This window comes from Plectonema cf. radiosum LEGE 06105 (assembly GCF_015207665.1).
In the GTDB taxonomy this organism is placed as follows: Bacteria; Cyanobacteriota; Cyanobacteriia; order Cyanobacteriales; family Nostocaceae; genus Rivularia; species Rivularia radiosa_A.
On the sequence record NZ_JADEWL010000078.1, the window covers coordinates 1 to 24,932 of the forward strand.

General features: G+C 37.0%; 24 protein-coding genes. 16 read left to right on the forward strand and 8 right to left on the reverse strand.

Annotation, left to right across the window (positions count from 1 at the left end; all coding sequences use genetic code 11):
* The first annotated feature begins 245 nt into the window (after positions 1 to 245).
* From IQ247_RS20200 to IQ247_RS20215, 4 genes are all read left to right on the forward strand, one after another.
* Positions 246 to 635, forward strand: a complete 390-nt coding sequence (locus IQ247_RS20200) for a hypothetical protein (protein ID WP_193922909.1) — start codon at positions 246 to 248, stop codon at positions 633 to 635.
* A gap of 80 nt (positions 636 to 715) precedes the next feature.
* Positions 716 to 1,633 (forward strand): hypothetical protein, encoded by a 918-nt coding sequence (locus tag IQ247_RS20205; RefSeq protein WP_193922910.1) that lies wholly within the window; start codon positions 716 to 718, stop codon positions 1,631 to 1,633.
* The gene (dnaB, locus tag IQ247_RS20210) at positions 1,626 to 2,978 is read left to right on the forward strand and encodes a replicative DNA helicase (RefSeq protein ID WP_193922911.1); all 1,353 of its coding nucleotides are present in this window, start codon (positions 1,626 to 1,628) and stop codon (positions 2,976 to 2,978) included. Before IQ247_RS20205 ends, dnaB begins: the two co-directional genes overlap by 8 nt.
* Positions 2,979 to 3,095: 117 nt before the next feature.
* Positions 3,096 to 4,256 (forward strand): ParB N-terminal domain-containing protein, encoded by a 1,161-nt coding sequence (locus IQ247_RS20215; RefSeq protein ID WP_228059893.1) that lies wholly within the window; start codon positions 3,096 to 3,098, stop codon positions 4,254 to 4,256.
* Between the two features lie 103 nt (positions 4,257 to 4,359).
* On the opposite strand, the gene IQ247_RS20220 is transcribed toward IQ247_RS20215, so the two are convergent.
* From IQ247_RS20220 to IQ247_RS20225, 3 genes are read right to left on the reverse strand one after another with little or no spacing between them, the layout of a single operon-like run.
* On the reverse strand, positions 4,360 to 5,148 hold the full coding sequence (locus IQ247_RS20220) for a relaxase/mobilization nuclease domain-containing protein (RefSeq protein WP_322745539.1): 789 nt from the start codon (positions 5,146 to 5,148) through the stop codon (positions 4,360 to 4,362).
* On the reverse strand, positions 5,132 to 5,296 hold the full coding sequence (locus tag IQ247_RS32680; RefSeq protein ID WP_228059895.1) for a hypothetical protein: 165 nt from the start codon (positions 5,294 to 5,296) through the stop codon (positions 5,132 to 5,134). Before IQ247_RS32680 ends, IQ247_RS20220 begins: the two co-directional genes overlap by 17 nt.
* Positions 5,271 to 5,666, reverse strand: coding sequence for a hypothetical protein (locus IQ247_RS20225; RefSeq protein WP_193922912.1), 396 nt, complete (start codon positions 5,664 to 5,666; stop codon positions 5,271 to 5,273). The genes IQ247_RS32680 and IQ247_RS20225 overlap by 26 nt, the downstream gene beginning before the upstream one ends.
* 94 nt (positions 5,667 to 5,760) lie before the next feature.
* Here IQ247_RS20225 and IQ247_RS20230 point away from each other — a divergent pair, with 94 nt between their 5' ends.
* The 3 genes from IQ247_RS20230 to IQ247_RS32685 all read left to right on the forward strand — a co-directional run bounded on the left by IQ247_RS20230 (position 5,761) and on the right by IQ247_RS32685 (position 7,763).
* Positions 5,761 to 6,078 carry a hypothetical protein gene (locus tag IQ247_RS20230; protein ID WP_193922913.1) on the forward strand — a complete coding sequence of 106 codons (318 nt, stop codon included), beginning with the start codon at positions 5,761 to 5,763 and terminating at the stop codon, positions 6,076 to 6,078.
* A gap of 536 nt (positions 6,079 to 6,614) precedes the next feature.
* Positions 6,615 to 7,481: a ParM/StbA family protein gene (locus IQ247_RS20235; protein ID WP_228059896.1), complete on the forward strand. Its 867-nt coding sequence runs from the start codon at positions 6,615 to 6,617 to the stop codon at positions 7,479 to 7,481.
* Positions 7,482 to 7,502: 21 nt separating this feature from the next.
* Positions 7,503 to 7,763 (forward strand): hypothetical protein, encoded by a 261-nt coding sequence (locus IQ247_RS32685; protein ID WP_228059897.1) that lies wholly within the window; start codon positions 7,503 to 7,505, stop codon positions 7,761 to 7,763.
* A gap of 45 nt (positions 7,764 to 7,808) precedes the next feature.
* Here IQ247_RS32685 and IQ247_RS20240 read toward each other — a convergent pair whose 3' ends face one another.
* Positions 7,809 to 8,201: a four helix bundle protein gene (locus IQ247_RS20240; RefSeq protein WP_193922914.1), complete on the reverse strand. Its 393-nt coding sequence runs from the start codon at positions 8,199 to 8,201 to the stop codon at positions 7,809 to 7,811.
* A gap of 96 nt (positions 8,202 to 8,297) precedes the next feature.
* On the opposite strand from IQ247_RS20240, the gene IQ247_RS32690 reads away from it, so the two are divergent.
* The 8 genes from IQ247_RS32690 (at position 8,298) to IQ247_RS20275 (ending at position 13,022) form a co-directional block, all read left to right on the forward strand.
* Positions 8,298 to 8,573 carry a hypothetical protein gene (locus tag IQ247_RS32690; RefSeq protein ID WP_228059898.1) on the forward strand — a complete coding sequence of 92 codons (276 nt, stop codon included), beginning with the start codon at positions 8,298 to 8,300 and terminating at the stop codon, positions 8,571 to 8,573.
* Positions 8,570 to 8,782: a hypothetical protein gene (locus IQ247_RS32695; RefSeq protein ID WP_228059899.1), complete on the forward strand. Its 213-nt coding sequence runs from the start codon at positions 8,570 to 8,572 to the stop codon at positions 8,780 to 8,782. Before IQ247_RS32690 ends, IQ247_RS32695 begins: the two co-directional genes overlap by 4 nt.
* A 16-nt stretch (positions 8,783 to 8,798) precedes the next feature.
* A complete protein-coding gene (locus tag IQ247_RS20250) occupies positions 8,799 to 9,536 on the forward strand; it encodes a P-loop NTPase family protein (protein WP_193922915.1) in 738 nt (245 codons plus the stop codon).
* A gap of 68 nt (positions 9,537 to 9,604) precedes the next feature.
* Positions 9,605 to 10,609: a hypothetical protein gene (locus tag IQ247_RS20255; protein WP_193922916.1), complete on the forward strand. Its 1,005-nt coding sequence runs from the start codon at positions 9,605 to 9,607 to the stop codon at positions 10,607 to 10,609.
* Positions 10,599 to 11,267 carry a DUF6753 family protein gene (locus IQ247_RS20260; RefSeq protein WP_193922917.1) on the forward strand — a complete coding sequence of 223 codons (669 nt, stop codon included), beginning with the start codon at positions 10,599 to 10,601 and terminating at the stop codon, positions 11,265 to 11,267. Before IQ247_RS20255 ends, IQ247_RS20260 begins: the two co-directional genes overlap by 11 nt.
* 77 nt (positions 11,268 to 11,344) lie before the next feature.
* Positions 11,345 to 12,124 carry a response regulator gene (locus IQ247_RS20265; protein WP_193922918.1) on the forward strand — a complete coding sequence of 260 codons (780 nt, stop codon included), beginning with the start codon at positions 11,345 to 11,347 and terminating at the stop codon, positions 12,122 to 12,124.
* A gap of 30 nt (positions 12,125 to 12,154) precedes the next feature.
* Entirely contained in the window at positions 12,155 to 12,298 is a 144-nt protein-coding gene (locus IQ247_RS20270) for a hypothetical protein (RefSeq protein ID WP_193922919.1), read from the forward strand.
* Positions 12,299 to 12,509: 211 nt separating this feature from the next.
* Positions 12,510 to 13,022, forward strand: coding sequence for a hypothetical protein (locus IQ247_RS20275; protein ID WP_228059900.1), 513 nt, complete (start codon positions 12,510 to 12,512; stop codon positions 13,020 to 13,022).
* A 306-nt stretch (positions 13,023 to 13,328) separates the two neighbouring features.
* Here the strand turns inward: IQ247_RS20275 and IQ247_RS20280 are convergent, their stop codons facing one another.
* The 4 genes from IQ247_RS20280 to IQ247_RS20295 all read right to left on the reverse strand — a co-directional run bounded on the left by IQ247_RS20280 (position 13,329) and on the right by IQ247_RS20295 (position 23,138).
* The gene (locus tag IQ247_RS20280; RefSeq protein ID WP_193922921.1) at positions 13,329 to 14,489 is read right to left on the reverse strand and encodes a trypsin-like peptidase domain-containing protein; all 1,161 of its coding nucleotides are present in this window, start codon (positions 14,487 to 14,489) and stop codon (positions 13,329 to 13,331) included.
* Between the two features lie 136 nt (positions 14,490 to 14,625).
* Positions 14,626 to 17,961: a serine protease gene (locus IQ247_RS20285; RefSeq protein ID WP_193922922.1), complete on the reverse strand. Its 3,336-nt coding sequence runs from the start codon at positions 17,959 to 17,961 to the stop codon at positions 14,626 to 14,628.
* Between the two features lie 227 nt (positions 17,962 to 18,188).
* The gene (locus IQ247_RS20290; RefSeq protein ID WP_193922923.1) at positions 18,189 to 22,436 is read right to left on the reverse strand and encodes a tetratricopeptide repeat protein; all 4,248 of its coding nucleotides are present in this window, start codon (positions 22,434 to 22,436) and stop codon (positions 18,189 to 18,191) included.
* Between the two features lie 159 nt (positions 22,437 to 22,595).
* The gene (locus IQ247_RS20295) at positions 22,596 to 23,138 is read right to left on the reverse strand and encodes a COP23 domain-containing protein (RefSeq protein WP_193922924.1); all 543 of its coding nucleotides are present in this window, start codon (positions 23,136 to 23,138) and stop codon (positions 22,596 to 22,598) included.
* 501 nt (positions 23,139 to 23,639) lie between these two features.
* Here IQ247_RS20295 and IQ247_RS20300 point away from each other — a divergent pair.
* Entirely contained in the window at positions 23,640 to 24,932 is a 1,293-nt protein-coding gene (locus IQ247_RS20300; protein ID WP_193922925.1) for an AAA-like domain-containing protein, read from the forward strand.

Sequence of the window (24,932 nt, forward strand, 5' to 3'; positions counted from 1 at the left end):
CATCATCCGTGCATCTGTAAGCAGTAGTTAAATACAGACAACTACCCGGAACAAATTTGATGTAGTAAACAAAAATCTTCGCGCTAAGCAATGCCATTTCTGCCGAAACTCCTGGCTCCTACGTTAGCTTAGAGAGTTTATATATTCTACGTTTGGGCTTTCTTCAATAAACAACTTTGTCCTTTAATATGGAGGGTGCGTTAATAATCACTACTAATGGTGATGAATTTTTCGCGTGAACAAAAATGACAAAAGATATCCAATTGTTCTCTAAAAAATATCTGACTAACGGAGATTATTTGATAGCTGTTGAGCGGATTAAAATTAAACACAAATTATTCCGAGTCATTGCGTATAAATTACTAACCGGAGACACTGCAATTACGACTCGTCAAATGGCGGTTTCAGTTAAGAAACCGTTCTATACTGCTCGCCAATTTATGCGAAAGATGGGAGTTGAGCCAATTCGAGTTCAAATGCCTAACCGCTCCGTCACAGACATGATTCACATGGAAATGGTTATGGCTTTTTGGAAATCACTTAACGAATCGGGTGAAGGTAATCCACTTACAATAATCGGTCAAAAATATTTGGACGAGTATTTGATTGAATCTAAATATTTAAGTGGATTCTAGCAAAAAGGCAAGGGGTTTTTATGAAAGACTAATCTTTTTTATTGGGACTGCCTTCAAGTAAACCAAACAATTCTAGATGTATGACACAAATACAACAAACAGCTATGAATGATAGCGCAATTTCGGGTGTGGAGCCAAACGGTTTTTACCAAACTCCAAACTCGATGGCTATCAAAGCTATTCGTAGTAAATTGACAGCTGCTGACTGGGCATTATGGTCTTATTTGCAAATGGTAGACCCTTTCGGTGACAAGATGATTGAATTACCGAAAATTCCGGAAATAGCCGAAGTCATAGGAGTAAGCTTCAGACAAATTAAACGCTCGCTTTCTCGCTTAGAAGAATTAGAACTTTATTTTTGGGAGCCTGTTTTAGTTCGCGGACAAAATTTAGCAGGTAAAAAAGCAAAAGAACTTTGTCAACAGAAAAAGACAAGTAAATTTTCTGGAAAAAATAAAATGACAGATTTGTCCAACTCTGGACAATTTTGTCCAAACGATGACAGAATTGTCAAACTCCGGACAAATTTGTCCAACTTTGGACAGAATTGTCAAAATCGAGAGCCAGAACCTTTACCTGGCAATGGTTTCATTCCCCCTCAGACTTATTCAGACTTTATACAGACTCTCTCAGAAGGCGAGAGAGAGAATTTTTGGGAATTTTCTAAAAAGAAAACAGCTTTGTTACCAAAACCTCCACAACTACCAATGAAGTGGATTGAAGCTAACTTTGAAGAATTACGCGGACAGTGGCTCGAAACGCAAAATCCAAAGGGTAAATATAATTTCGATGCTTTCAGCGAGCCACAGCATCAAATGTGGTACGGGCAGCTACAGGTTGTCGTGAAAAGTGCAACAGAAGGCACAGACGATAAGAGTTTACGGCAATTTTTAAACGATGATTTTTACGAATGTTGGTTCAATTGGGCGAAATCGGCTCGTGCGGACGTGCGCGAACTTTTAGCAAAAAATCCAATTCTTGAGGAGAACTATGGCTGAAAATCTGAATTTTGCGAGTATTAACAAGCTGCCTCCACAAAATATCGAAGCAGAACAAGCGATTTTAGGCGGTATCTTGCTCGACCCGCTCGCGATCGCAAGAGTTAAAGAAATACTCGCGTGTGAAGCTTTTTATCTAGGCATCCACCGCGATATTTACACTGCTGTGTTGGAACTTGATAACTCCGGTAAGCCCACGGATATGCTCGCAGTTATAAACTGGCTGTGTGATCGCAATCAGCTTGCAAAGATTGGTGGTAGAAACCAATTAGCGTCGCTTGTAGACCGGACGGTATCGGCAGTTAACATCGATGCCTTGGCTCAATTGGTAATGGATAAATACCATCGACGGCAATTAATCAAAGCCAGCGGCGAAATTTACGCCCTAGCGCACGACCAAACAGAAAAAATAGGTAAACAGCTATCCATCGCATTTTCAAAGGTTCTAGAGGTAAATAACAGCGCTTTTGCATCATCCTCCGAACCAACCCCCTTATCATCCATCTTGATAAATGCCTTTGAACGTATTGAAGAAAAAAGTACGGGTATATCACCAAGGGGCATTAACACTGGATTTTATGACCTAGATGTGGTAACTGGAGGATTTAAGCCAGGAAAATTAATTACAATTGCTGGTCGTCCAGCGATGGGTAAATCATCATTTTTGGGTAATTTGGCTTTTAATATTTCCCAATTAGAACATCTGCCAACTGTAATTTTTAGTCTTGAAATGGGCAAGGAAGAATGGGGAGATAGATTTTTATCGACTGATATGCCTATCGAATCAAGTTATTTACAAAACGGTCAAATTAGTAAATTCCAATGGGACATGATAGCGCAATCGATAAGTAAATTAAGTGAATTATCCATCTACATCGATGATTCACCCATTGTAACTCTCAATTCAATTAGTACGAAAGTTAAACGATTAATTGCAGAAAATAATCGCATTGGCATGATTGGGATTGACTATTTGCAATTAATGGAAGGGACGGATGGTGATAGTTTTAATCTGGCTTTTCAAATTGGAAAAATCACCAGAGGGTTAAAGCAATTAGCACGGGAATGTAACACAACTGTTGTCATATTGTCACAGTTAAATCGTGGTGTGGAAGGTAGAAATAACAAACGTCCTCTGATGTCAGATTTAAGAGAATCGGGACGAATTGAGGAAGATTCGGATTTAGTATTGCTGCTTTATCGGGATGAATATTACCACCACGATACGGTTGATCGAGGTATTGCAGAGTTAATTGTTGCCAAAAATAGGGGTGGACCTACAGGAATAATAAAACTGCTGTTTGATGCACAGTTTACTTGTTTTAAAAATTTGGTACCACAGTAGAGGGCAGTCGGCAGTCGGCAATCGGCAGTAGGAAGAAATATTAAGACTTAGATAATTGGTATTCTTTCCTTATTTTTCATGAGGAATGCCTTCTAAATTAATGTAGGAGTGTAAAAAATGACGATGATTTTTAATACCGATCAATATCAGCAACCATTTCAACAAAGTTATGAAGGCGATTGGGATGGTGTTAAATATGACCCTACTTGGGACGAACCCGACGATATTCCCGAAATTCCACAAAACGAAGTTTCCACACTGACTATTGACCCTGAGTTTAAAAATTTAATTCCTCCTCTATCGACTGAAGAAAAATCACAGTTGGAAGCAAATTTAAAGGAATTTGGTTGTCTTGACCCGTTAATCGTGTGGCAACATCATAATATTTTACTCGATGGTCACAACCGTTATGAAATATGCGCCCGCGAGCATATACTTTACAAAGTTGTGGAAATTGAAATTGCTTCAAGAGAAGCTGCTATTTGCTGGATTGCGAATAATCAACTGGGTAGGCGCAATATTACACCTGAAGTTGGCAGCTACTTACGAGGTAAACGATATCTCAATTTGAAAGGCGATCGCAATCACAATCTGAAGCAGAATTCACCGAACGGAAATAATTTCCTATCGGTAGATGTGGCTCAAAGTTTGGCTAAAGAGTACAAAGTTACTGATAGAACTATTCGTAACGATGCTCAGTTTACGAATGCATTGGATACCTTAGCGCAATCGCTGGGTGAAGAACTCAAGCACTCTATCTTAGCTCGTAATAGTGGGCTGACAAAAAAGGATATTTTATCGCTTGCGAAAGTTGTTGATCAAGAAAGAAAAGAATCGGCACAAAAATTACTCCATAGTAAGCAAAATAAATCTGATATAGTCCGGCAAATAAAGGATAAGCAGCGCGTACTTAATCCACATCATGTTGGTGAGGTGTGTCGAATTATGCCAAAATATGAACCGGATTTAAGACAATTCTCTGGGTGTTGGTGCATTGTTTGTCAGATAAATCCTCATAGTTGCAGTATTAAAACCTGGAAAGTTGATTTGGAAACTGTTAAACCAGAGCATTTAGAAAGAGCTTATGCAGCGAGTGAAGATGCAGCTTCCCAAAATTGCATTCGGCTCAGACATATAGTCAGTAAAGTTGAATCAGATTACGAACCGACTCATGCAGCAGTACTAGAAGTGTTGGGAAAGGTTCATGACCCATCTAGCTTAACACCTAAGCAGGAGCGAATATTGGCTTTTCTTGAAGCAGAGTATTCAATCAGTTGAAAGGTAGTAAAACTAAGGCGTTAAAGAGTATTGGACTCGGTTGTCATATTTTCTTAGCAACCGATGAAATACTCCACAAATATGGCAATTTGGGGAGTTCAATTTAATCAAATTCTATTTGGGTATTTTTGGAACGTATATTCCCGTTGACTTTCGTATGATTTGCTTCATTTTGCTGTTTATTATCTTTAGTCTCGTGTCGAGTTAACATCAAAGCACCGTATTCTAGGTCGAATTTAACACCTCGCATTGCTAACCCCTTGAGAGTACAAGCTTTACTATTCCTACCTAATTTACCTCCAGCAAACGCAACACCATCTGTGGAATAGGAAATACCTTGAAGAACACCCTCTGAATTGAATTTCAATGATGTTTCTACATCTACTATTTTTAACTTTTTAATAAATTCAGCAAAACTCACTCCTGGTTGAATCGCAGTTTCTATTGCATCTTGAATTTTCCCAACTGCACTTTTGTCCGCTGGTTTATCCCGTAATCCCAACTCAAATTCTTGGTTTTCTCGAAACATTCGTCGCTTTTGTCCGGTAGTTGGTGCTGTACGGTCAACTTCACAAGAATTTGGTACGGGGGTAAGGTTAAATTGTATTTCTAAATTTCTCAAAACCTTTTCTAAGCGTCGTTTATCGTACCAATCGGATACACATTCACCATCAATATTGATACGACTTGCGGCAATATGTAGGTGAAAATGATTGCAGTCATTATGAGATGCTGCAAAATAAAGGTTTTTCTCAAACCCCATTCCCAAAAGCGTTTCTTCGACAATTTCTTCCAATTCCTCGTCAAGAGGTTTTTCATGAAATAGGAAGCTAATGCTAACGTGACTAACTGGCGATACCTGCGGTGAGCTTCGCTTAACGCACTCTCGGATTCAACTGCTGTGTTGCACAAAGTTGTCTGTAAAAGTCTTGGGGTGTTTCTCCTGCAAGGTTTGTGCAAATTAACTCAGCTTGTTCTTTTTCAAGGATGTATTTGGTAAGTCCTGTAAAGCTTTTACCTTTTTTTATCTTGCCAATCATCGTTTTTTTCTAATTCATCGTCTGTTGCTTCGTCGCTTTCTAAAAGTAAAAATAGGCGTAATTTAGAAATCTGTGTTGCCAATTCTTTAAAAGGAATATGGTCAATCGGTGGTGGAATCAAGCCGCTGGTAATAGCATCATCTTGAATGGCGGCTATTTGACTAATATCTTCGCTGATTTTTAATAACTGCCAATAGCATTTCCAGTTAACTTGGGGAATACTTTTGATACGACATCCTGCCATTCTCCGTCTAACGAGTTCTGCTTTGCTGATACCGTTAGATTCCGCTAACGCTTGCCAATGCTCATTTTGTTCGGGAGTCAGTAGCATTTCAAATCGGACTGTATGTTGTTTTTGTTTAGCTGGCATTGTAATGGTTAAGTACTATGTTTAAAAAGCGACGCAAGTTTTTTTAAGTTGGGTTACTTCTGTCATGATGTAATTACATCACGTACATACATTCATGAGTAACTCCTACAAAATTCGCAGTACTAAATTTGGGAACAGTGGAGGGTTTCGCTTGCCTGCTGATTTTTACCGCGAACATCCTCAGTTTAGCAATGCTTCGGGTTGGATAGAAGTGTTGTCCCCTGATACTGCGATCGTTAAGATTATTCCCGATGTCGTAGATGAAGATTCGGAAGAAGATTCGCTGATGATGCGGCTGTTTCTAGATTTTGCGATAACAGAAGCATTGAAAGATAATACGTTACAACCTTATACAGATGAGATGTCTAAAACTGCTCGCGAATTGATTGAGGGTGTGGAATTAGATTCCTAGTAAGATGAGTAAGTTTATCAGTAATGGTTGAGAAATTTATTTTCACCTTCAGTTATTTGGAGTTCAGTCTCAAGAATTATTAAATCGGGTTGCCGGTTGACGCGAGAAACTGCCAGAAGCTGAGTTCAAAACCCATGCAACTGTCAAGCTTTTACTAAGATTGTAGAACGGGGGACTTTTCCTTCTGAGCTTAGATGAATTGATTGCACAACCAGAAAAAAGCCTGGATGAACCAGAGCCTAATTAAGAAGTATTCTCCTAAAGAATAAATACGTATACCACCACTGCTTGCTCCCCCAGACAGCAAGCGCAAGAAAGAAAAACGCTGCAAAACCCAAAGTAGGGAGAGTAGAGGGAATATTTATCCATTCACTGGATGGCTGACACTTTTACCCTAGCAAATCCCTCCTCTAACCAATAGTCAATAGTGATGAACCGCACCCTTCGGGTGATAGAACAAGTAACGACTTTAGTTATATCCTCACCCGGATTTCTAATTGCTACCCTAATAGAGATACTGTGTGGGGAAATTACTTATGGGTAGATTAAATAATCTTGCATACCCCGAAGTTACTCTGACTATAGATTTTGGTGGAAGCGGTACCAAAGGTATAGTGCAGATTCGCGGTGGTAAACCAACAGCATTCTGGATAGAAGCTGCTGTAATCGAAGTTCCTTACACCTCTTTAGCTTTTCAAACTCGTAATTTGGGGAATGCTTATCCCCAAAACACCGCTTGGGTCGGAGTTGGTGAAGATTATCGAGCAGTAGGTTACTTGGCACGGAGCATCTACAGTGCGACACCGAGACTAAAACCGCGCAAGTATGAACTGGCATTATATAAAACTCTGGCTGCTATATGGGTGATAAAACAGAAATTCAAGTTATCCGACTCATTCGACATTTCTCTGGCATTACTTTTACCACCGGGAGAATTTGAAGATTCAGCGTTACTCAAACCGATGCTCAAGGAGGCTTTGACCCAATTCGATACACCAACCAAGAAGATTAATGCCAACTTAGTAGGTTACGAGTGTTTTCCAGAAAGCGGTGGAATTTATGCGATGTACTGCAAAAACACGGGTGAAGCAATAAGGCGTAAAGTCATTGCCTTAGTCATGTTGGGATATCGGAATGCCTCGGTAATCATATCTCGTCGTGGTATTTTGAATCGCGGTAAAACAGCCAAGTTGGGCATGACGAAAATGGTTGATTTAGTGATTGAAGGTACATCAGGGTTGGAAGCAGAAGAATTGATTGAAGCGATTGTTGCAGCTGGTGATGAACCGAAAGCCCAGCATTTCTATCATTTGTGTAGTTCCAACAGTACAAAAGATGCTCAAATTGAAAAGATTATATCTGTTGTAAATTCGTCTAGAGCAGAATATGCGTTCACGAAGTGACTCCGAAGGAGTATCGCGCTTATGAGTTGGTTAACAGAAGTATTACCGAACAAAAACGAATTGGATGAGGTGATTATTTGTGGTGGTACGGCTGATTACCTGCGAGAAGAGTTAGATTCAGTGTTTCCAACAACACCTATAGTTTGGCATGGTGGCGTGGAAGTGCCACAAACTTTAAACGAGCAGTGGTTGGGAAATCGTTTAGCTGATGTGTGGGCATTATCGGTATATCACGGTATTAAAGTTCGAGCTATTGGGAGGAGGGGAACAGCGGGGGAGTGAGGGAGTGAGGGAGTGAGGGAGTGAGAGAGGGAGGGGTATAAGTAATCAATTTTTATTCGTTATAATCCATTTTTCGGAGTTGTTCATCATGTTCACTAACATTCCTAAAATAGAATCATATTTTTTGTATATCTCTCGTCCTGGTTCTCTGTCTAAATAATTACATCGAACGGCAAATTCTATCCACGTTTGGGTTTCTGCTGCTTCAGATGTACAGTCACTTATTTTTGCAACAAATGCTGCTTGATACATCCGTTTGCGCCATGCTTCCGCTAAGTTCGCACACACTGAACGAGAAGACCTTCTTATCTGATCTGTTAGAGAATAACGTTCTTCTTGGGGAAACTTTTTAGATAGTTCAAAAATTTCCATAGCAGTATCAAATGCTGTCCGATAAACATCTAAATCTTTATGAGAACGTAATGATTGTCTTACCATTTACAACAGATTTTAAATTGGGAAATATAGTACGATTATACTGCAAAACATTCCCTCCCTCTCTCACTCCCTCCCTCCTCCCTAAACCCAAAAAATATGAACAAAAAGAAAGATTTCACATGGCGCTATCAACCACCGCTCAATTCAGACAGAGCAAAAATGCTTAGTTACATTCAGAACGAGAAATTGCATCCATTTCAAGATAAAACCGTAATGATAATTACTGCTCTCAATGCTTACTATATGGCTTTAGCACTATACAGCGAAGATAGTCATTCTCATGAAACTCTAGAACTGATATTTCTAGATTCAGTAAAGGCGATAGCCCGAAGGGCGACGCTTTGCGTATCGCCAATCACTTACAGTACGTGAGCATTGCTATAAAAGTAGATTCCTCTTCAGTTGGTAATGTTTTGTCTACTGTGTTTGGGGGATTAGAAAACAGTAAGAAAGCATCCGAAAAGCCATTGAATTCTAATATTGAGTTACCACCGTCGGATGTTCATAAAGAAATGGATGATTTTGACTTAAAAGTATGGAATTTGGCGGGAATGACAACAGATAGCGAAGTCTTTGATTAGGAGGAATCAGTTAACTATGGCGAGAATTCATTTAATTGATGGTGAAAAAGGGGGGGTGGGAAAGTCGTTATTTACCCGTGTCATGGTGCAGTACGCTATTGATAAGAAGCTGGAACATACTTTAGTTGATGCAGATATAACGAATCAAGATGTTAAACGTTTCTATAATTATGCTGTTGATGCTGAATTTAGTGAAGCTGTAAACAAGGGAGATAAGGCTGACATCATTTTTGAATTAGCCAGAAAGCAACCCGTTATCGTCAATCTTCCCGCGAACGTATTTCCTCAAGTTAAGAACTGGATAAAAAAGGGACGTTTATTAGAAGTAGCAGACAAATATGATGTAGATATTTGTAAATGGTTTGTATGTGACGGCGGTTTTGAATCTATCGATTTATTTTACCAATCTTTGAAATTATACAAAGATAAAATGCTCCATATTTTTGTAAGAAATTTAGGTAAAACTGATGATTGGAGCTTTTTGAAAGATAATACTACTTACAAAGATTTATGTAAAAAGCATGAAAAAACTTTAAAAATCATTGATTTTCCAATGCTATATCCGGGAGATAGATATTTTATCGACTCAAATAAGTTTCGGTTTGATGCAATAGAAATTGGAGAAAAGATGCCTATAATGTCGCAGCAAAGATTATCTACTTTTTTAGAAGAATCAAATCAAGCAATAGAAAATACTCAAATGTGGGTTAAGGAGAAAAAATCAGCTAAAAATAGTAGTTCTCAAAGTAGCTAGGTCAAATTTATAATTGCTTTCTGTTTAATTATTTCGTGATATTTTATCAGAGATAAAAGGCAAAATTCATGAATTATGAGCTTCAGACTTTACACTCAACAAATCAAGCTTTTAACTGTGAAGTGATAACTAGTGAGAAAGAGCAATACATGGGAAGATTATATGTTCTTACCACCGAAGATAGTATATTACAGCATTTAGGAATTAAATCGGAATGGTTTCTTGCTCATCAAGAAGCAGATGTATTAATTAGCGGACACATTAACCGTGAAGGTAAATGGAGTTTATCATCCTACCGAAATTTAGAACCAAGTTTTGAATACACAACTCGTAATCAAATATTTGACCAAGTTTTTAGTCCGGAGTATGTGTGGGAATTAGCGCATTTACGTGAAGAACTAATTTCAAATATATCTCAGGTTGTAAATAGCTCTGATGATTCAAGTAGTAATGAAGATGATGAAGATAATACAATCAATAAGAAAGACGTAGCTGTTATGGCAGAGCAACTAAGTATTAGTCCTGAGAATCTAAATGCTTTAAGGGATTTAATTATTCATTCTTTTTCTGATGAATTAGTTATTTTAGAACAAGAATTAGAAATAGAAATGCACAACAATCATCTATATAACGAACAACAATCAGCAGTAAACACCACAAACATAACTGAAATTATGAATTACTTTCAACGTGAAGCTGCTCCAAAATTAGATGAAAATGAATTATTTCATGCTCAAATAGATTTAACTGAAAGAATCATGGATGAGTACGAGAGGCAAAATATTGATGAGTTTGTCTTTAAACCTTTTGGAATTGTCACAATCAATGTTGAAGATAGTTGTTGTAGTTTGCGTGATGAGGAAGATGGACATACTATATTTACTGCAACTTTCGACGCTGATATTATTCATGGTTTGAGTGATATTGATGCACCTTTTATTGAGATGATTTTGCATCAATTCGATAGAGAAGATTTTCCACGAGCAAGAAACGCAATGAAAGAAGAACGCTCAGTTAACGAAGCTGATAAGCTCGAAATTAAGCAGCAAACAGGAATTGATTATGGTGCATAGTTTGCGAAAAGCAAAAAACGAAAGTTATCTAAATCGTTTACTTGAAGGGAAAGATGCTGATTTTCAAAGACGGGTTTTAGCGGTAGCAGTTGAGCATGGGTTATCTACAAGCGACCCTTTATTCCTAATAATGTTGTCAACTGGTCAGCTTCAGGTGCTGTTAGAAGATAAACCCAATGAATTCAACCAATTGTTTCAACGTTGGTCGGAAGCTATTTACGACCATTTGGAGAAAGCTAAGCGTACTGCTGTTAGCGGACAGGAAGTAGAAATCCGCTCGATGGTCAACCGACTTATAAAACATTGCGGCGAATCGAAAGAGCGAAGCCGTCTGAGGGTAATGTTACCAGCGATGGGATTACTTGTAGCTGCAATTGGATTTGGTGTTTTGACTGGTTTATCTGTTCGGGTATGGTTGGATGGTGGATATGCTTCTGAAAAACCCAAGTTACTAACAGTTGCAGAGGTGGAAAGTTTGCGGTGGGTAAAAGGTTCTCAAGGTCAGTTAGCACGGAATATTATTATTTGGAATTCTGAAAGTTTAACTAATTTAAACTGTACTAAAATTCCCGAACAAAAGGCTTTAGTAAAGAATGTAAAAGGTGAAAATATTTCTAATACAAGTGACTATTGTTTATTGCGAGTGAAACCTCCTTAAGAAAAAGTAATTTTTTCAACAAAGACAATATTTTGATAAAGCTACTTAATACAAACCAATCAAATTTGGAGTGAATAATGGAAGAATTGAACTATGATTATCATCAAAAAGAACATTACGACTTACCAATAAATAATCAATTAGAAATAAATTCAACAGTCAATTATCCTCAAAGTGCTTTTCAAGGTACAGATAAAATTCGCATAGTAATTATTGAAGACTTAGAACTTACACTTATTGGCATTAGGACAGCATTACATCAATATGAAAATATCGAAATTGTTGGAGATGCCCTTAATGCAAAAGATGGTTTGACGCTATTAAATAGAACACAACCCCAAATTGTCATTATTGATATTGGTTTACCATCCTTAAATGGGATTCAACTAATAAGAGAAATTAAAACAAAATATCCAAAAATGAAAGTCATAATTTTGACTTTGAATTCAGATAAAGAAACTGTATTAACGGCATTTGCTGCGGGTGCTAATTCCTACTGTATGAAAGATATTAAATTCGATAAATTAATTGAAGCGATACATCTAACCTATCTTGGTAAAACTTGGATTGACCCCACTGTCGCACATTTTGTACTTGAACAAGCTCTTTTTAATTCACTACATTTTAATAAATCCAGTTTAGATGAAGAAATGCTCAATCTATATACCTTAACGGGTAGGGAATTGGAGATATTACGGTTGATTGTGGATGGAAGTACTAATGGGGCGATCGCCGATCAACTTCACATCACTATTGGAACTGTAAAAAGTCACGTTCGCAATATTCTTAACAAAGTCGGTGCTGAAGACCGCACTCAAGCAGCAGTTCATGCTTTGCGTTACGGCTTAGTAGATTGAAAAATTTATTACAACGGACGAGGAAACATTATGACTCAGCTTCTTTTGGATGATATCTTACAGCAAATAAAACAAGAAATTGAAATCGATGCCCAAGGTCGTGGAAAAGCTAGCATTCGGGCTACAGCCTTTCTTAGCTGGTGTAAGCGATACGGCACTAAGAAAAGCTTTTAACAGTGCGAACCTGGAAACTTCTAAATTGGCTATAAAGCTTATGGGTCAAGGGTTTAGTAGTGCAAACCTGAGCGATTGGTCGGGCATTGGAATTCCTGATATTGCAGTTTCCATAATTTTGGAATACTTTGCTTTTGACGCTGGTAGGCATTGTACACAATAGGCTAATTTAGCATATAAAGCCTTTGCTTCTGTGGGAATTCGTACTTGGATGCGGCAAATTAAGGCTTGGCAAGAATCAACAGAATACGTAAAGTCGCCACAGCCCAGTGTAAAAGATATTTCCGAAGCCATATCATCTGTATTTTGCATGGGAACAGTTGAGCCAAATCTTGTTCAAGGTTTGATTGCCAATGAAATTGGTAAAGCTTATCCCCAGTTGAAAAATCAGATGGAAGCGGTGAAACAACTGCTGCCAATGCCTGTTGAAGATGAGTTAATAACTGTTACTAACCTTGCCAAGTTATATATGAAACGCGCTGGTAATAGATTGAGTTCAAATAATACCAACCAGGGTAATGCAAAAGTGATGAACGATATTTTGATCAGTCGGGGGATGCAAATTAGAAATCCGAACCTCAATGCTAAAAAGAATGGTCAACCTTTATATTTACCGACACAGTTGGGTAAGCAGTATGGAAAAGTTGTTTTGCAAGAAGCAAAAGGAAGTAATAAAACTATTCAGCAATTACGGTGGTTTCCATCTGTTTTGGATGCGATCTGATAATATACTTTTTGAAGTGCGAACCTAGAACCATGAAAATTGGCTATAAACGATATGGGATAAGAGTTTTAGGGTGCGAGCTAAGATTTTGATCGCAATCCACAGACCGAATAAACGCGATGGTCAAAGACCGCTCCTTCGGAGCATCGTACACTCTCAAAACCAAAACGCAATCGCATATCTTACCAAAAAGCTTGTTGTTGGACATCGCACTCCCTATAATTTTCACTCTCTATCGTGCGATCGCTGTCTTGTGGAATTGAGATCGGGCGAGGCAATTTTACCCGCAACAGCAACAAAGCCATTTTATTCCTGAGAAATCACAGCCTGTAAACTGTAATTACCAGACTCTCCTGCTTCAAAGGTGTTAGCTATCAGATAGTAAACGCCATTTTCCGGCAAAGTTACGGTTAATCTAGCATTAAAATCCTTTGGAGAAATGTCGTCGTTTTGCCCTACTAGCGTCTCTTTAGCAGGAAGCAGTAGGTATAAATGAGAATCTATCTGCTGACTAGACATTTCAATATTTATTTTTTGCCCTGCTTTCCCTTCAAATGCATAAATGTGGAAATAGCTATTGTTTGGGAAAGTGCGATCGCCTGGTTTTAAAGTCGCTTGTATCGCTTGACCATTCAAAGTTAAATCCTGTTCTTGATTATTACTAGGTCTTTGGCGCTGAGTCACTAATTGAGCATTGCCCTGTTCTACGGCTACCAAAAAAGGACGAACTATATCTGTAGGTATTGCTAAACTAATGCCAATAAATCTTTTAATCTCGGTATCATTCAAAATCCAAGTATTGACACCAATTACTTGACCATTCGAGTTGAGTAACGGTCCTCCTGAATTACCAGGATTAATAGCAGCATCATGTTGAATAAGATTTGATTTTGTATCAATGCGGCTGATAACCCCAGAGGTTAAAGTATTTTGTAATTCCAGATCCAGGGGAGTACCAATAGCATAGACGGATTGACCAACTTTCATTGAACCGGGAGATGCTAAAGGTAGGAAGGGCAAATTTTTCTGATTGCGAATTTTGAGCGCTGCTAAATCCAAGCCATCAGATGCAAAACCAACCACATCAGCTAATACTTGTTTACCATCGGCAAGCACTACTGCTACTGTTTTAGGACTATCTTGAACAACGTGAGCATTAGTCAAAACAAGACCATCTGGACTAACAATAAAACCACTACCATGTCCTCCTGTCCCAAGAGCAATAGCAACTACAGCTGGGCTAGCTTTTTCATAAAGACGAATCCGATTTTTTTCCTCAGAGTTTTTTGCTATGAGAGTTTTTGATTGTGTTTTGTTAATATTTTTAACTAGCGAACTAGATTGAAATTTTTGAGTATCCTTAGTGATTTTTGGCAATTGATAGCTCAACACATTTTCGATACCAAAAGTACTAATTATAGTAGTCAAAATTGTTGCAGTTCCTATCTTTAATAATTTGCGTTTCATTGCAGGCTTTCTCAATAATTAATAGCTTTACTATTCATCATCTTATTTGTCTTCACCAACCCCAGTCGAAATTTGAGAATAAATTCTCTCAGGTGAGACTAGGATTGATTTTGGTGAAGTTTTTTTCAACAACAACTTACTTTTTGACTCGCAATACTTGGATGTTAGGATGAGCGAGGAGCTTTTCTCCCTCTGCAATTAGTTTTGTACCCCAGAGAGTTTGTTTGAGAACCTCAACATCAGCTAAATATTTATCCACACCCAAGGTAGCTTGCGCCATACTTAGAGCTTTTTGTTGCTCGCCTCTGCTATGTAAAACTACTGCAAGTGCTAATTGTGGTCCTGTTAAATCACTATCAATTTGAATAGCTTTTTGCCATTCTTGAATAGCCCCTGCAACATCTCCCCTTTCATATTTGATGTAGCCAATTTTTGCGTTAGCTGCGCCAAATTTTTTATCTTTGGCAAGCGCCTGAGCATATTCAGATAATGCGGCGTTATCATTTCCTTGTTTTTGGTAAACAACACCCCGACAGTAGTAGCCCGCAGCATCGTTAGGTTGAAGTTTAATTGTTTGATTACAATCTGCTAATGCTGATTGATAATCTTTTAAGCCATTACGGATAAAACCCCGCCAGTAGTAGTTGCGAAAATTATTGGGTTGAAGTTTAATTGCTTGATTCAAATCTGTTAGTGCAGCTTGATAATCTATTAAGAAATAACGCACAACACCCCGCCAATAGTAAGCATTGGCATCATCAGCTTGAAGCTTAATTGCTTGATTATAATCTGCTAGCGCTGCTTGATAATCTCTTAACCAATAGTAGACATTACCCCGCCAATAATAGGGTCTGCTATCATCAGGTGGCAAAGTTTTTAGTGCATTATTGAAATCAGCGAGTGCTGCTTGATAATTTTTCAAATTTTTATGGATAATACCCCGTAAAATCAGAGGCCTAGTATCATTTTGTGACAATAGTTTTAGTGCTTGATTAGAATCTGCTAGTGCTTCTTGGTAATTGTTCAATAGATGGAGAACTTCAGCCCGCCAGTAGTAAGCATTGCCATTATTAGGGTCAAGTTTAATTACTTGATTATAATCTGCTAATGCAGCTTGATAATCGTTCAATTTAATACTAATATTGCCTCGCAAAATGAGGGGTCTAATATCATTAGATGGCAATATTTTTAGGGCTGTATTAGCATCTTTAAATGCTTCTTGATACTTGTTCAATACATAGAAAATATCACCCCGCCAGTAGTAAGCATTACCATTATTAGGTTGAAGTTTGATTGCTAGATTGTAATCTTGTAGTGCTTCTTTATACTTATTCAACTCTTTGCGGACAATACCCCGCAAAACGTAGTTGTTGGCATCATTGGGTTGAAGTTTAATTGCTTGATTCAAATCTGCTAGTGCTTTTTCATAACTTCTCAAAATAACGTAGAGATTAGCCCGTATGAAGTAGTTTAACTCAAGCTCATGAATCTTATTAATCGCCTGGTTAATTGCTGTTAGTGCCTCTGGATATCTTTGTAATTGAAGTAATATCGCCGAACGATACAAATAAAGACTAAAGTCTTCACCTGTATCGTACTCAATAGCCTTGTCAACTGCTGCTAGAGCTAATGGGTATTTTTTTAACTTATTTAATAATACATCAGTTTTCAATTTCCAAGCTTCAGAGCTATATGGCTTAATAGCAATTGCTTTCTCAAAAGCATCTAGAGATTTTTCATATTTATCTTCTTTATTCGATAATACTAAACCACTTACGTAATGAGCTTTATAAGAGTTTTTGTTTACCTTCAGTATTTGTTCTAAAACAACCATTGTTTCCGAATATTTTTTTATTCGCCATAGCTCATTGGCATATTTAAATAACTCATCCTCATTTGCATTGGCTGGTGGACTTTTAACAGCAAATAATGGATGCTTCCACAGTGAATTAATTTCTGAATCTTTGATGCTTGGTGTCTCAGAACTGACGACTAACTTTATTCCTGCTTGTGTGGCTAAACCCAAAATGCTACTACTGGGTGTACCATACCCAAAACCTATGTTGGTCTTTTCTATTTCTTCCTTATCAGAACCTCCATTAATCCCAATCACTTGTCCCATCGCATCTAGCAATGGTCCTCCACTCGTTCCAGGTAGGGATAAATTGGAGTAACTCAGATTTAATCTATAACCATCATTAAGGAAATTTTTCAACAACTCACTGTTGTCTGTATTTGTAAATAACTGTTCTCTTTCTTGAAGATACCCTGAAGTTAATTGCGGCTTTACACTCTTTTCGGGAAAACCAGATAAAAATACCCAAAATGTTTTTGGTTTTTGGTTAATGTAATCTAAAGCCGATTGGTTATATGTAGAAATAGTTGCAACTGAATACATTTCATTGCTAGTAAACTTTATCAGTACTGCGTGTGTTAAGTCTGACTTAATTATATTTTCTGGTTGTACTGCATATCGCTTACCATCTGGGGTAATAATTTCATAAGAATCTGGATTTTTTACTACATGACGAGCCGTAGCCACATAATAAGTTTGCCCTTGTCGAGCAATTATTACACCAGAACCATTACCATTATTTCTCGAGTCAATCTTGACAGTAATCTTTTGAGCTATATTATTAATTTTATCCGCTAACGTATTACCTACTGGCGGGTTTTCCGCTTGCTGCTGATTCCGCCATTCAGGGGGAATAATTGCTAAGTTAGGAGCGACTTTCGCTAAAGTTTGGATGGGAACAGCAAAACTAAATTTTTTCAATCGCTGAATTTCTTCTGCATTAGGAACCGTCCCATCTTCATAGGTGTAAGTATCGTTTAAAATCGCATTATTATTTAAACCATTTATCCCGATTAATTTACCTTCTTGATTTAATAGTGTTCCTCCACTCATTCCTTGTCGAATTTCATTGGTATAACCAATTTGATATCCACCGATTAATGGTTGAGGAGATAGCAGAGATATTTTGCCATTGGTAATGACCAATTCTTTACTATGATCGGGAAAACCAGCAGCTAAAACTTCTTGATTTTCTGATAAATTAGAATTGGTTGCTAAGGTAACAATTTGGTAGTTGTCTTGAGCTTGAAACTGCAAAACAGCTAAATCATTACCTGATAAAGAATTCCCGCTACTAATAACTGTAGCCTTATGGGTTTTACCATCAGGTGTTTGGATACTATGAGTCCCTTTGGTACTGATAACATGGGCGTTGGTTAGAATGGTGTAAGTTTGCCCTTGTTTACTAATTAATACTCCACTTCCACCTTTATTATTACTCAATACTTTAACGGTGACAGCTTGAGCTAATTGACGAATTTTTTCTGGAGATAGGGTATTACTTGCAAGTATAGGATTGGTTTGATTAGCTATTTTTTGAGGTATCTCAGCGTATGAGCTAGGGAGTATTAGAAGACTACTTAAGCCAGCGAGAGCAACAATATTAAAACGCTTCATTTTTCAATTGATTAAAGTAATATTGAGTTAACTCATAGATAAAATAGGCTTGTAGTAAGCAGAAAATTGCTTTTTAATAAAAGACAAGTTGTGGTATATATCTAAATTTTTATAGCGCTTAATTGCCTACTACTAGCATATTTACTCACGTAACAGTAGCAGCCTGGTATTAGTAAGAAGAGATTGCTACTTGAGACACCTTAATTATCCTCGCAACAACAGTTAACCTACTTCTTGACTCGCAATACTTGGATGTTAGGATGAGCGAGGAGCTTTTCTCCCTCTGCAATTAGTTTTGTACCCCAGAGAGTTTGTTTGAGAACCTCAACATCAGCTAAATATTTATCCACACCCAAGGTAGCTTGCGCCATACTTAGAGCTTTTTGTTGCTCGCCTCTGCTATGTAAAACTACTGCAAGTGCTAATTGTGGTCCTGTTAAATCACTATCAATTTGAATAGCTTTTTGCCATTCTTGAATAGCCCCTGCAACATCTCCCCTTTCATATTTGATGTAGCCAATTTTTGCGTTAGCTGCGGCAAATTTTTTGTCTTTGGCAAGTGCCTGAGCATATTCAGATAATGCAGCTTTATCGTCTCCTTGCTTTTGGTAGACAACACCCCGACAGTAGTAGCCCAAGGCATCATTTGGTTGAAGTTTAATCGCTTGATTGCAATCTGCTAGTGCTGCTTGATAATCTTTTAACTCTTTGCGGACAAAACCCCGCCAGTAGTAGTTGCTAAAATCATTGTGTTGAAGTTTAATTGCTCGATCCAAATCTGTTAATGCAGCTTGATAATCTATCAAGAAATAGCGCACAACACTCCGAGAGTAGTAAGAATTAGCATCATTGGGTTGAAGTTTAATTGCTTGGTTGTAATCTGCTAGCGCTGCTTGATAATCTCTCAACCAATAGTAGGCATTACCCCGCCAATAGTAAGCATTAGCATTATTTTGTTGAAGCTTAATAGCTTGATTAAAATCTGCCAGCGCTGCTTGATAATCTTTTAACTCTTTATGGGCAATACCCCGTGAAACGTAGTTATCGCTATTGGGTTGAAGTTTAATCACTTGGTTATAATCTTCTAGTGCTTCTTGATACTTATTCAACCCATAGAGAACAGTAGCCCTCCGTATGTAGTTGCTGACATCATTAGGTTGAAGATCAATAGCTTTTTTGTAATCTGTTAACGCATCTTGTTCTTTTTTTAACTTAACAAGGACATTACCCCGCCAGTAGTAGGAGTCGCTATCATCGGGTTGAATTTTAATCGCTTGATTGTAATCTGCTAGTGCTTCTTGATATTTATTCAACTTAACACGGACATTACCTCGCAAAATGAGGGGTCTGATATCGTTAGGTGGCAGGATTTTTAACGCTTGATTAGAATCTGCTAGCGCTTCTTGATATTTGTTCAACAGATAGAGAATTTCACCCCGCCAGTAGTAAGCATTACCATTATTAGGTTGAAGTTTGATTGCTTGATTATAATCTTCTCGTGCTTCTTGATACTTATTCAACTCTTTGCGGACAATACCCCGTAAAATATAGTTTTCGGCATTATCAGGTGCAAGTTTAACTGCGCGATCCAAATCTGCCAACGCTTCTTGATACTTATTCTGTCGATAGAGAATATCGCCCCGCAGCCTATGGGCATTGGCATTATCAGGTGCAAGTTTAATTGCTTGATTATAATCCGCTAGGGCTGCTTTCTCATCTTTCAACTCCCTATGGACAGTACCACGGAAAATGTAGCTAGAGGTGTTATCAGAGTCATATTTAATCGTTTGGTTGAAATCTTCTAGCGCTGCTTGATAATTTTTGAAATCGTGGTGGAATTTACCCCGCCAGTGGTAAGCAAAAGCATTATCAGGTTCAAGTTTAATTGCTTGATTATAATCTGTCAGTGCTGCTTTCTCATCTTTCAAATTTTTGTAGATATTACCTCGCCAGTAATAAGCATCAGCAAAATTATTTGGTTTAAGCCTAATCGCTTGACTAAAATCTGCTAATGCTGCTTTATTATCTTTGACAGCATCGTAATAAGTACCCCGCAAAAAGTATAGAAGTGCATTATCAGGTTGAAGTTTAATCGCGTGATTATAATCTGCTAGTGCTGCTTTATTATCTTTCAACCGCTTGTATAATTCACCTCGCGAAGTGTAAGCATCAGCATTATCAGGTTGAAGTTTAATCGCTTGATTATAATCTGCTAACGCCGCTTTGTTATCTTTAATATTCATGTATAAATGACCTCGCGAAGTGTAAGCATCAACATTATTAGGTCGAAGCTTAATTGCTTGATTAAAATCTGCTAAGGCTGCTTTATTATCTTTCAACTTAATATGAATCTGACCTCGTACAATGTAAGCACTAGCATTATCAGGTTGAAGTGTAATAAATTGATTAGAATCTGCTAATGCTGCTGCATAATCTTTCGATAAATAGCGGATATAGGTTCGGATGAAGTAATTGAAATCAAGACCTTCAATATTAATGGCCTGGTTAATTGCTTCCAGTGCCTCTGGATATCTTTTTAATTGAAGTAATATCGATGATCGCAATACATAAAGACTCATGTCTTCATTATTCTCATTAATAGCCTGGTCAGCTGCTAATAGAGCCTCTGTATATCTTTTTAAATTATGTAATACAGCACTTTTAGACTTCCAACTTTGAAAGTGATAGGGGTTAATACTAATTACTTTATCAAAAGCATCTAGTGCTTTTTCATATTGTCTGTCATCTTCGTTAGACAATATTAAACCAAGTACGTAATGGGCTTGATAAGAGTCTTTATCAAGTTTTAGTATTTGTTCTAAAACATCTACTGTTTCTGAAAACTTTCTGACTCGCCATAGTTGATTAGCATATTGGAATAACTCATCTACATTTGCATTTGCTGACGGATTTTTAATAGCAAATAATGGATGCTCCCACAGTGAATTAATTTCTGAATCTTTGATATTTGGTGTATCAGTACTGACAACTAATTCTTTCTTTATTCCTACTTCTGTAGCTAAACCCACAATGCTACTACTGGGTGTACCATACCCAAAACTTATTTGAGACTGACTTATTGGTGAATTTTCAGTACCTCCATTAATCCCAATCACTTGTCCCATCGCATCTAGCAATGGTCCTCCACTCGTTCCATGTAGTGATAAATTGGAGTAGCTCAGATTAAGTTTATATCCTTTATTAAGGAAACTCTTCAAAACACTACGGTCATCTGTACGTCCAAATAAGTCTTCTCTTATCTGAAGATAGCCTGGATTTAATTGCAGATTTTTGCTCTCTTTGGGAAAGCCAGATAAGAATACTAAAAATGGTTTTGGTTTTTGGTTTATGTAATCAAAAGTAGAGCGATTATATATAGAAATAGTTGCTATATCATAGCGCTCATTACTAGCAAATTTTATCAGTGCAGCGTGTGTTTCCTTTGACTTAATTATATTTTCAGATTTCACTGCATATCGCTCACCATCTGGGGTAATAATTTCATAAGAGTCTAGATTTTCTACCACATGACGAGCCGTAGCGACATAATAAGTTTGCCCCTGTTGAGCAACTATTACACCAGAACCATTACCACTATTTTTGGAATCAATCCTGACAGTAATCTTTTGAGCGATATTATTAACTTTATCCGCTAATGTATTACCTACTGGCGGTTTTACAGCTTGCTGCTGATTCCGCCATTCTGGGGGAATAATTGCTAAATTAGGAGCTACTTTCGCTAAAGTTTGAATGGGAACAGCAAAACTATATTTTTTCAATCTCTGAATTTCTTCTGCATTAGGAACAGTTCCATCTTCATAGGTGTAAGTATCGTTTAAAATCGCATTGTTATGTAAACCATTTATCCCGATTAACTTACCTTCTTGATTTAATAGTGTCCCTCCACTCATTCCCTGTCGAATTTCATTGGTATACCCGATTTGATATCCACCGATTAATGGTTGAGGAGATATCAGAGATATTTTGCCATTGGTGATGACTAACTCTTTGCTATCATCAGGAAAACCAGCAGCCAATACTTCTTGATTTTCTGATAAATTCGAGTTGGTTGCTAAGGCAACAATTTGGTAATTCTCTTGAGTTTGAAACTGCAAAACAGCTAAATCATTACCTGATAAAGAATTACCACTACTAATAACTGTAGCCTTATGGGTTTTACCATCAGGTGTTTGGATACTATGAGTTCCTTTGGTACTGATAACATGGGCGTTGGTTAGAATGGTGTAAGTTTGCCCTTGTTTGCTAATTAATACTCCACTTCCACCTTTATTAGAACTAAATACTTTAACGGTGACAGCTTGAGCTAGTTGACTAATTTTTTCTGGAGATAGGATATTACTTGCAAGTATAAGAGTAGTTTTATTAGGTGCTTGCTGAGATATTTCAGCATAGGAGCTAGAGACAATGAGGAGACTACTTAAGCCAGCGAGAGTAACAATATTAAAGCGCTTCATTTTTTTAATTCATTAAAATAACGTTGAGTGAACCGATAGATAAAAAAATCTCGTAGTAAGAACTATAGTGTTTCTCAATCAAAGATAAATATTGGTATATATCTAAACTTTTACTACGAGGATATTTACTGAGCGTGATATCAACAAGAATTGATATTATTATTTTTCTACAGGGGCTGTTTGCAAAAACTTCTTAATATCAATTTTGTAGTAGACTTGAGGTTTCTTAGAACTATGCTCTATTGGTTTAGTACTACGCCCTCTCAGGATTTCTTTGAGGTCATCAAGAATCTGCAAAGAATCATCTTGAGGTCGTAAAGTTAGCAATATCGTATCGCAAGGAGCATCTACCTTTTTAGCTGTACAAATTACCGATTGACCATTGACTGTAGCATTAGTAATGTAAGACAAGCTTTGATTGCTATAAGCAGTCTGGAATCGTGACGATACTTGTCCGCAACGATTTTCCGGAGTAATAGTTTGACTGTTAAACCAAGAGTACTTCCAACGAATAACTGCTATTTTCCCCCGTGATGTCCAACCGTAAGTTGTAGGAAAGCGTTTATCAACTTTTTGGTCATAACCCGAAGCACAGATGAAGCGAACTTCGTCATCAGCTTTTGCTTGACTAATCATAGAAGTAATGCAAGTAGCAGTTAGGACGCAGCCAGTTAATAACAAACCAATTGATTTGAAGTTCATATTTTTTCTCCTTGCTTTGTTAATAATCATATTAAAACCTGACTTATATATATTTGAGGATTTGAGAATAATTTCATCAATCTAAATTCAATGTCTATGTTGGTGAAGTTTTCTTCAACATTGTTCATATCTATTTGAATATTGCTAAACTAATACTCACTAGTCAGTTGCCAAATAAATCATTAAATGCATGTATTTATATTCTAATAATTTCAGCAAATTTTGTTAATTCCAAAAATTAAGAATTATCACCAACCCAATAAAAATTTTGTGCATAATATAGAATCATGTACTCTAAAAACTACAATTATTAAATTTATCCGATAATTTTGGAGCAAAATTAAAAGTATAGTATCATTCACAACAAAGCGAGTCAATATGATATATTTTTTTATTAAGAGAAAAATGCAGTTAATCACATTTTTACTCCAAAATGCTCATATTCTAATCATTCTAGCAATAGCTTAAGTGAAAAAAAGTAAATTATTCGTCAACAGACTTATGAACAAAGAAGCTTTTGAACATATCTATCAATATGAATTAACTCCGAAACAGAAGAAGGTATTGCCATTATTTTTAGAGGGACAGACAGATGAACACATCGCGAGAGAACTGGGCGCTACCCATCGTTCTACTGCTAGCCATCAGATTAGAAATATATCTACTAAATTTGGCTTTCCTCCAGAAATAGAACCAGATTATCGTTGTAATTTGATTGAGATATTTGCCAAACATAAGCCAGAGTTAGTTAGTCTTAAAGCCTTAGAAAAATGCGGACATATTATTCATAATATTAGATTTCCAGAAGGTTCAGAACCAGTTAATTCTGCCTTTTATCAAGAACGTTTTCCCATTGAATATCGTTGTTATAGTGCTATCAAAGAACCAGGTGCGCTCATTCGGATTAAAGCCCCCAAACAGATGGGTAAAACTTCACTTTTAAAAAGAATTAGAGATGAAGCTAAAAAGAATAGCTATAATACAGTTTACTTAAATTTCAGTTTAATAGAAAAAAATAAATTTACTAATGCTAATGATTTTTTACGCTGCTTTTATGCTTACGTAATTAATCAAATATCTTCCGCACCTCCACTACAAGCTTGGGATATAGACACTCCTAGTATGGTCAATTGCACTCTAACCTTCCAGAAGCTACTCAAAAAATTAGATGGTGTTTTAGTTTTGGTTTTAGATGAAGTAGATAGATTATTTGAATATCCTGAAATTTATGAAAATTTCTTCCCCATGTTGCGTAACTGGAATGAAAATGCCAATGAATCAGAAGCATGGGAAAAATTGCGGCTGTTGGTATCACATTCAACAGAAGATTATGGACGTTTAGATATTAATCAATCTCCTTTTAACGTAGGTTTACCGATTAAATTAGAAGAATTTAATCAGGAACAGGTAAAAAGTTTAGCTATTCGACATGGTTTAGATAGTAAAAATATTCTCCCCATTATGTCTTTAGTTGGAGGACATCCTTACTTAGTGCGATTAGCACTTTACTATCTAGTACGTCAGGATATAACTATTGAGCAATTAATCAAAGAAGCAACTACAGATACGGGCATTTATACCGAACATTTACGCCGACATTTAGAAACTCTCCAAGAAAATCAAGAATTAGGAAGTGTATTTAAAGCAATCTTGAATACTAAGCAGGCATTAAAGATAGAGCAAAAAAATCGTCAAATCTATCAATTAGATAGCATGGGGCTAATTACAATTAACAATAATATTGTTGTACCACGCTGCCGTTTGTATCACGAATATTTTTGCGATCGCCTTTAA

Coding starts and splice junctions, on each gene's coding strand:
- IQ247_RS20200 (WP_193922909.1), top strand. CDS start 246: ATGACAAAAGATATCCAATTGTTCTCTAAAAAATATCTGACTAACGGA.
- IQ247_RS20205 (WP_193922910.1), top strand. CDS start 716: ATGACACAAATACAACAAACAGCTATGAATGATAGCGCAATTTCGGGT.
- dnaB (WP_193922911.1), top strand. CDS start 1,626: ATGGCTGAAAATCTGAATTTTGCGAGTATTAACAAGCTGCCTCCACAA.
- IQ247_RS20215 (WP_228059893.1), top strand. CDS start 3,096: ATGACGATGATTTTTAATACCGATCAATATCAGCAACCATTTCAACAA.
- IQ247_RS32680 (WP_228059895.1), bottom strand. CDS start 5,296: ATGATTGGCAAGATAAAAAAAGGTAAAAGCTTTACAGGACTTACCAAA.
- IQ247_RS20225 (WP_193922912.1), bottom strand. CDS start 5,666: ATGCCAGCTAAACAAAAACAACATACAGTCCGATTTGAAATGCTACTG.
- IQ247_RS20230 (WP_193922913.1), top strand. CDS start 5,761: ATGAGTAACTCCTACAAAATTCGCAGTACTAAATTTGGGAACAGTGGA.
- IQ247_RS20235 (WP_228059896.1), top strand. CDS start 6,615: ATGGGTAGATTAAATAATCTTGCATACCCCGAAGTTACTCTGACTATA.
- IQ247_RS32685 (WP_228059897.1), top strand. CDS start 7,503: ATGAGTTGGTTAACAGAAGTATTACCGAACAAAAACGAATTGGATGAG.
- IQ247_RS20240 (WP_193922914.1), bottom strand. CDS start 8,201: ATGGTAAGACAATCATTACGTTCTCATAAAGATTTAGATGTTTATCGG.
- IQ247_RS32690 (WP_228059898.1), top strand. CDS start 8,298: ATGAACAAAAAGAAAGATTTCACATGGCGCTATCAACCACCGCTCAAT.
- IQ247_RS20250 (WP_193922915.1), top strand. CDS start 8,799: ATGGCGAGAATTCATTTAATTGATGGTGAAAAAGGGGGGGTGGGAAAG.
- IQ247_RS20255 (WP_193922916.1), top strand. CDS start 9,605: ATGAATTATGAGCTTCAGACTTTACACTCAACAAATCAAGCTTTTAAC.
- IQ247_RS20260 (WP_193922917.1), top strand. CDS start 10,599: ATGGTGCATAGTTTGCGAAAAGCAAAAAACGAAAGTTATCTAAATCGT.
- IQ247_RS20265 (WP_193922918.1), top strand. CDS start 11,345: ATGGAAGAATTGAACTATGATTATCATCAAAAAGAACATTACGACTTA.
- IQ247_RS20270 (WP_193922919.1), top strand. CDS start 12,155: ATGACTCAGCTTCTTTTGGATGATATCTTACAGCAAATAAAACAAGAA.
- IQ247_RS20275 (WP_228059900.1), top strand. CDS start 12,510: ATGCGGCAAATTAAGGCTTGGCAAGAATCAACAGAATACGTAAAGTCG.
- IQ247_RS20280 (WP_193922921.1), bottom strand. CDS start 14,489: ATGAAACGCAAATTATTAAAGATAGGAACTGCAACAATTTTGACTACT.
- IQ247_RS20285 (WP_193922922.1), bottom strand. CDS start 17,961: ATGAAGCGTTTTAATATTGTTGCTCTCGCTGGCTTAAGTAGTCTTCTA.
- IQ247_RS20290 (WP_193922923.1), bottom strand. CDS start 22,436: ATGAAGCGCTTTAATATTGTTACTCTCGCTGGCTTAAGTAGTCTCCTC.
- IQ247_RS20295 (WP_193922924.1), bottom strand. CDS start 23,138: ATGAACTTCAAATCAATTGGTTTGTTATTAACTGGCTGCGTCCTAACT.
- IQ247_RS20300 (WP_193922925.1), top strand. CDS start 23,640: ATGAACAAAGAAGCTTTTGAACATATCTATCAATATGAATTAACTCCG.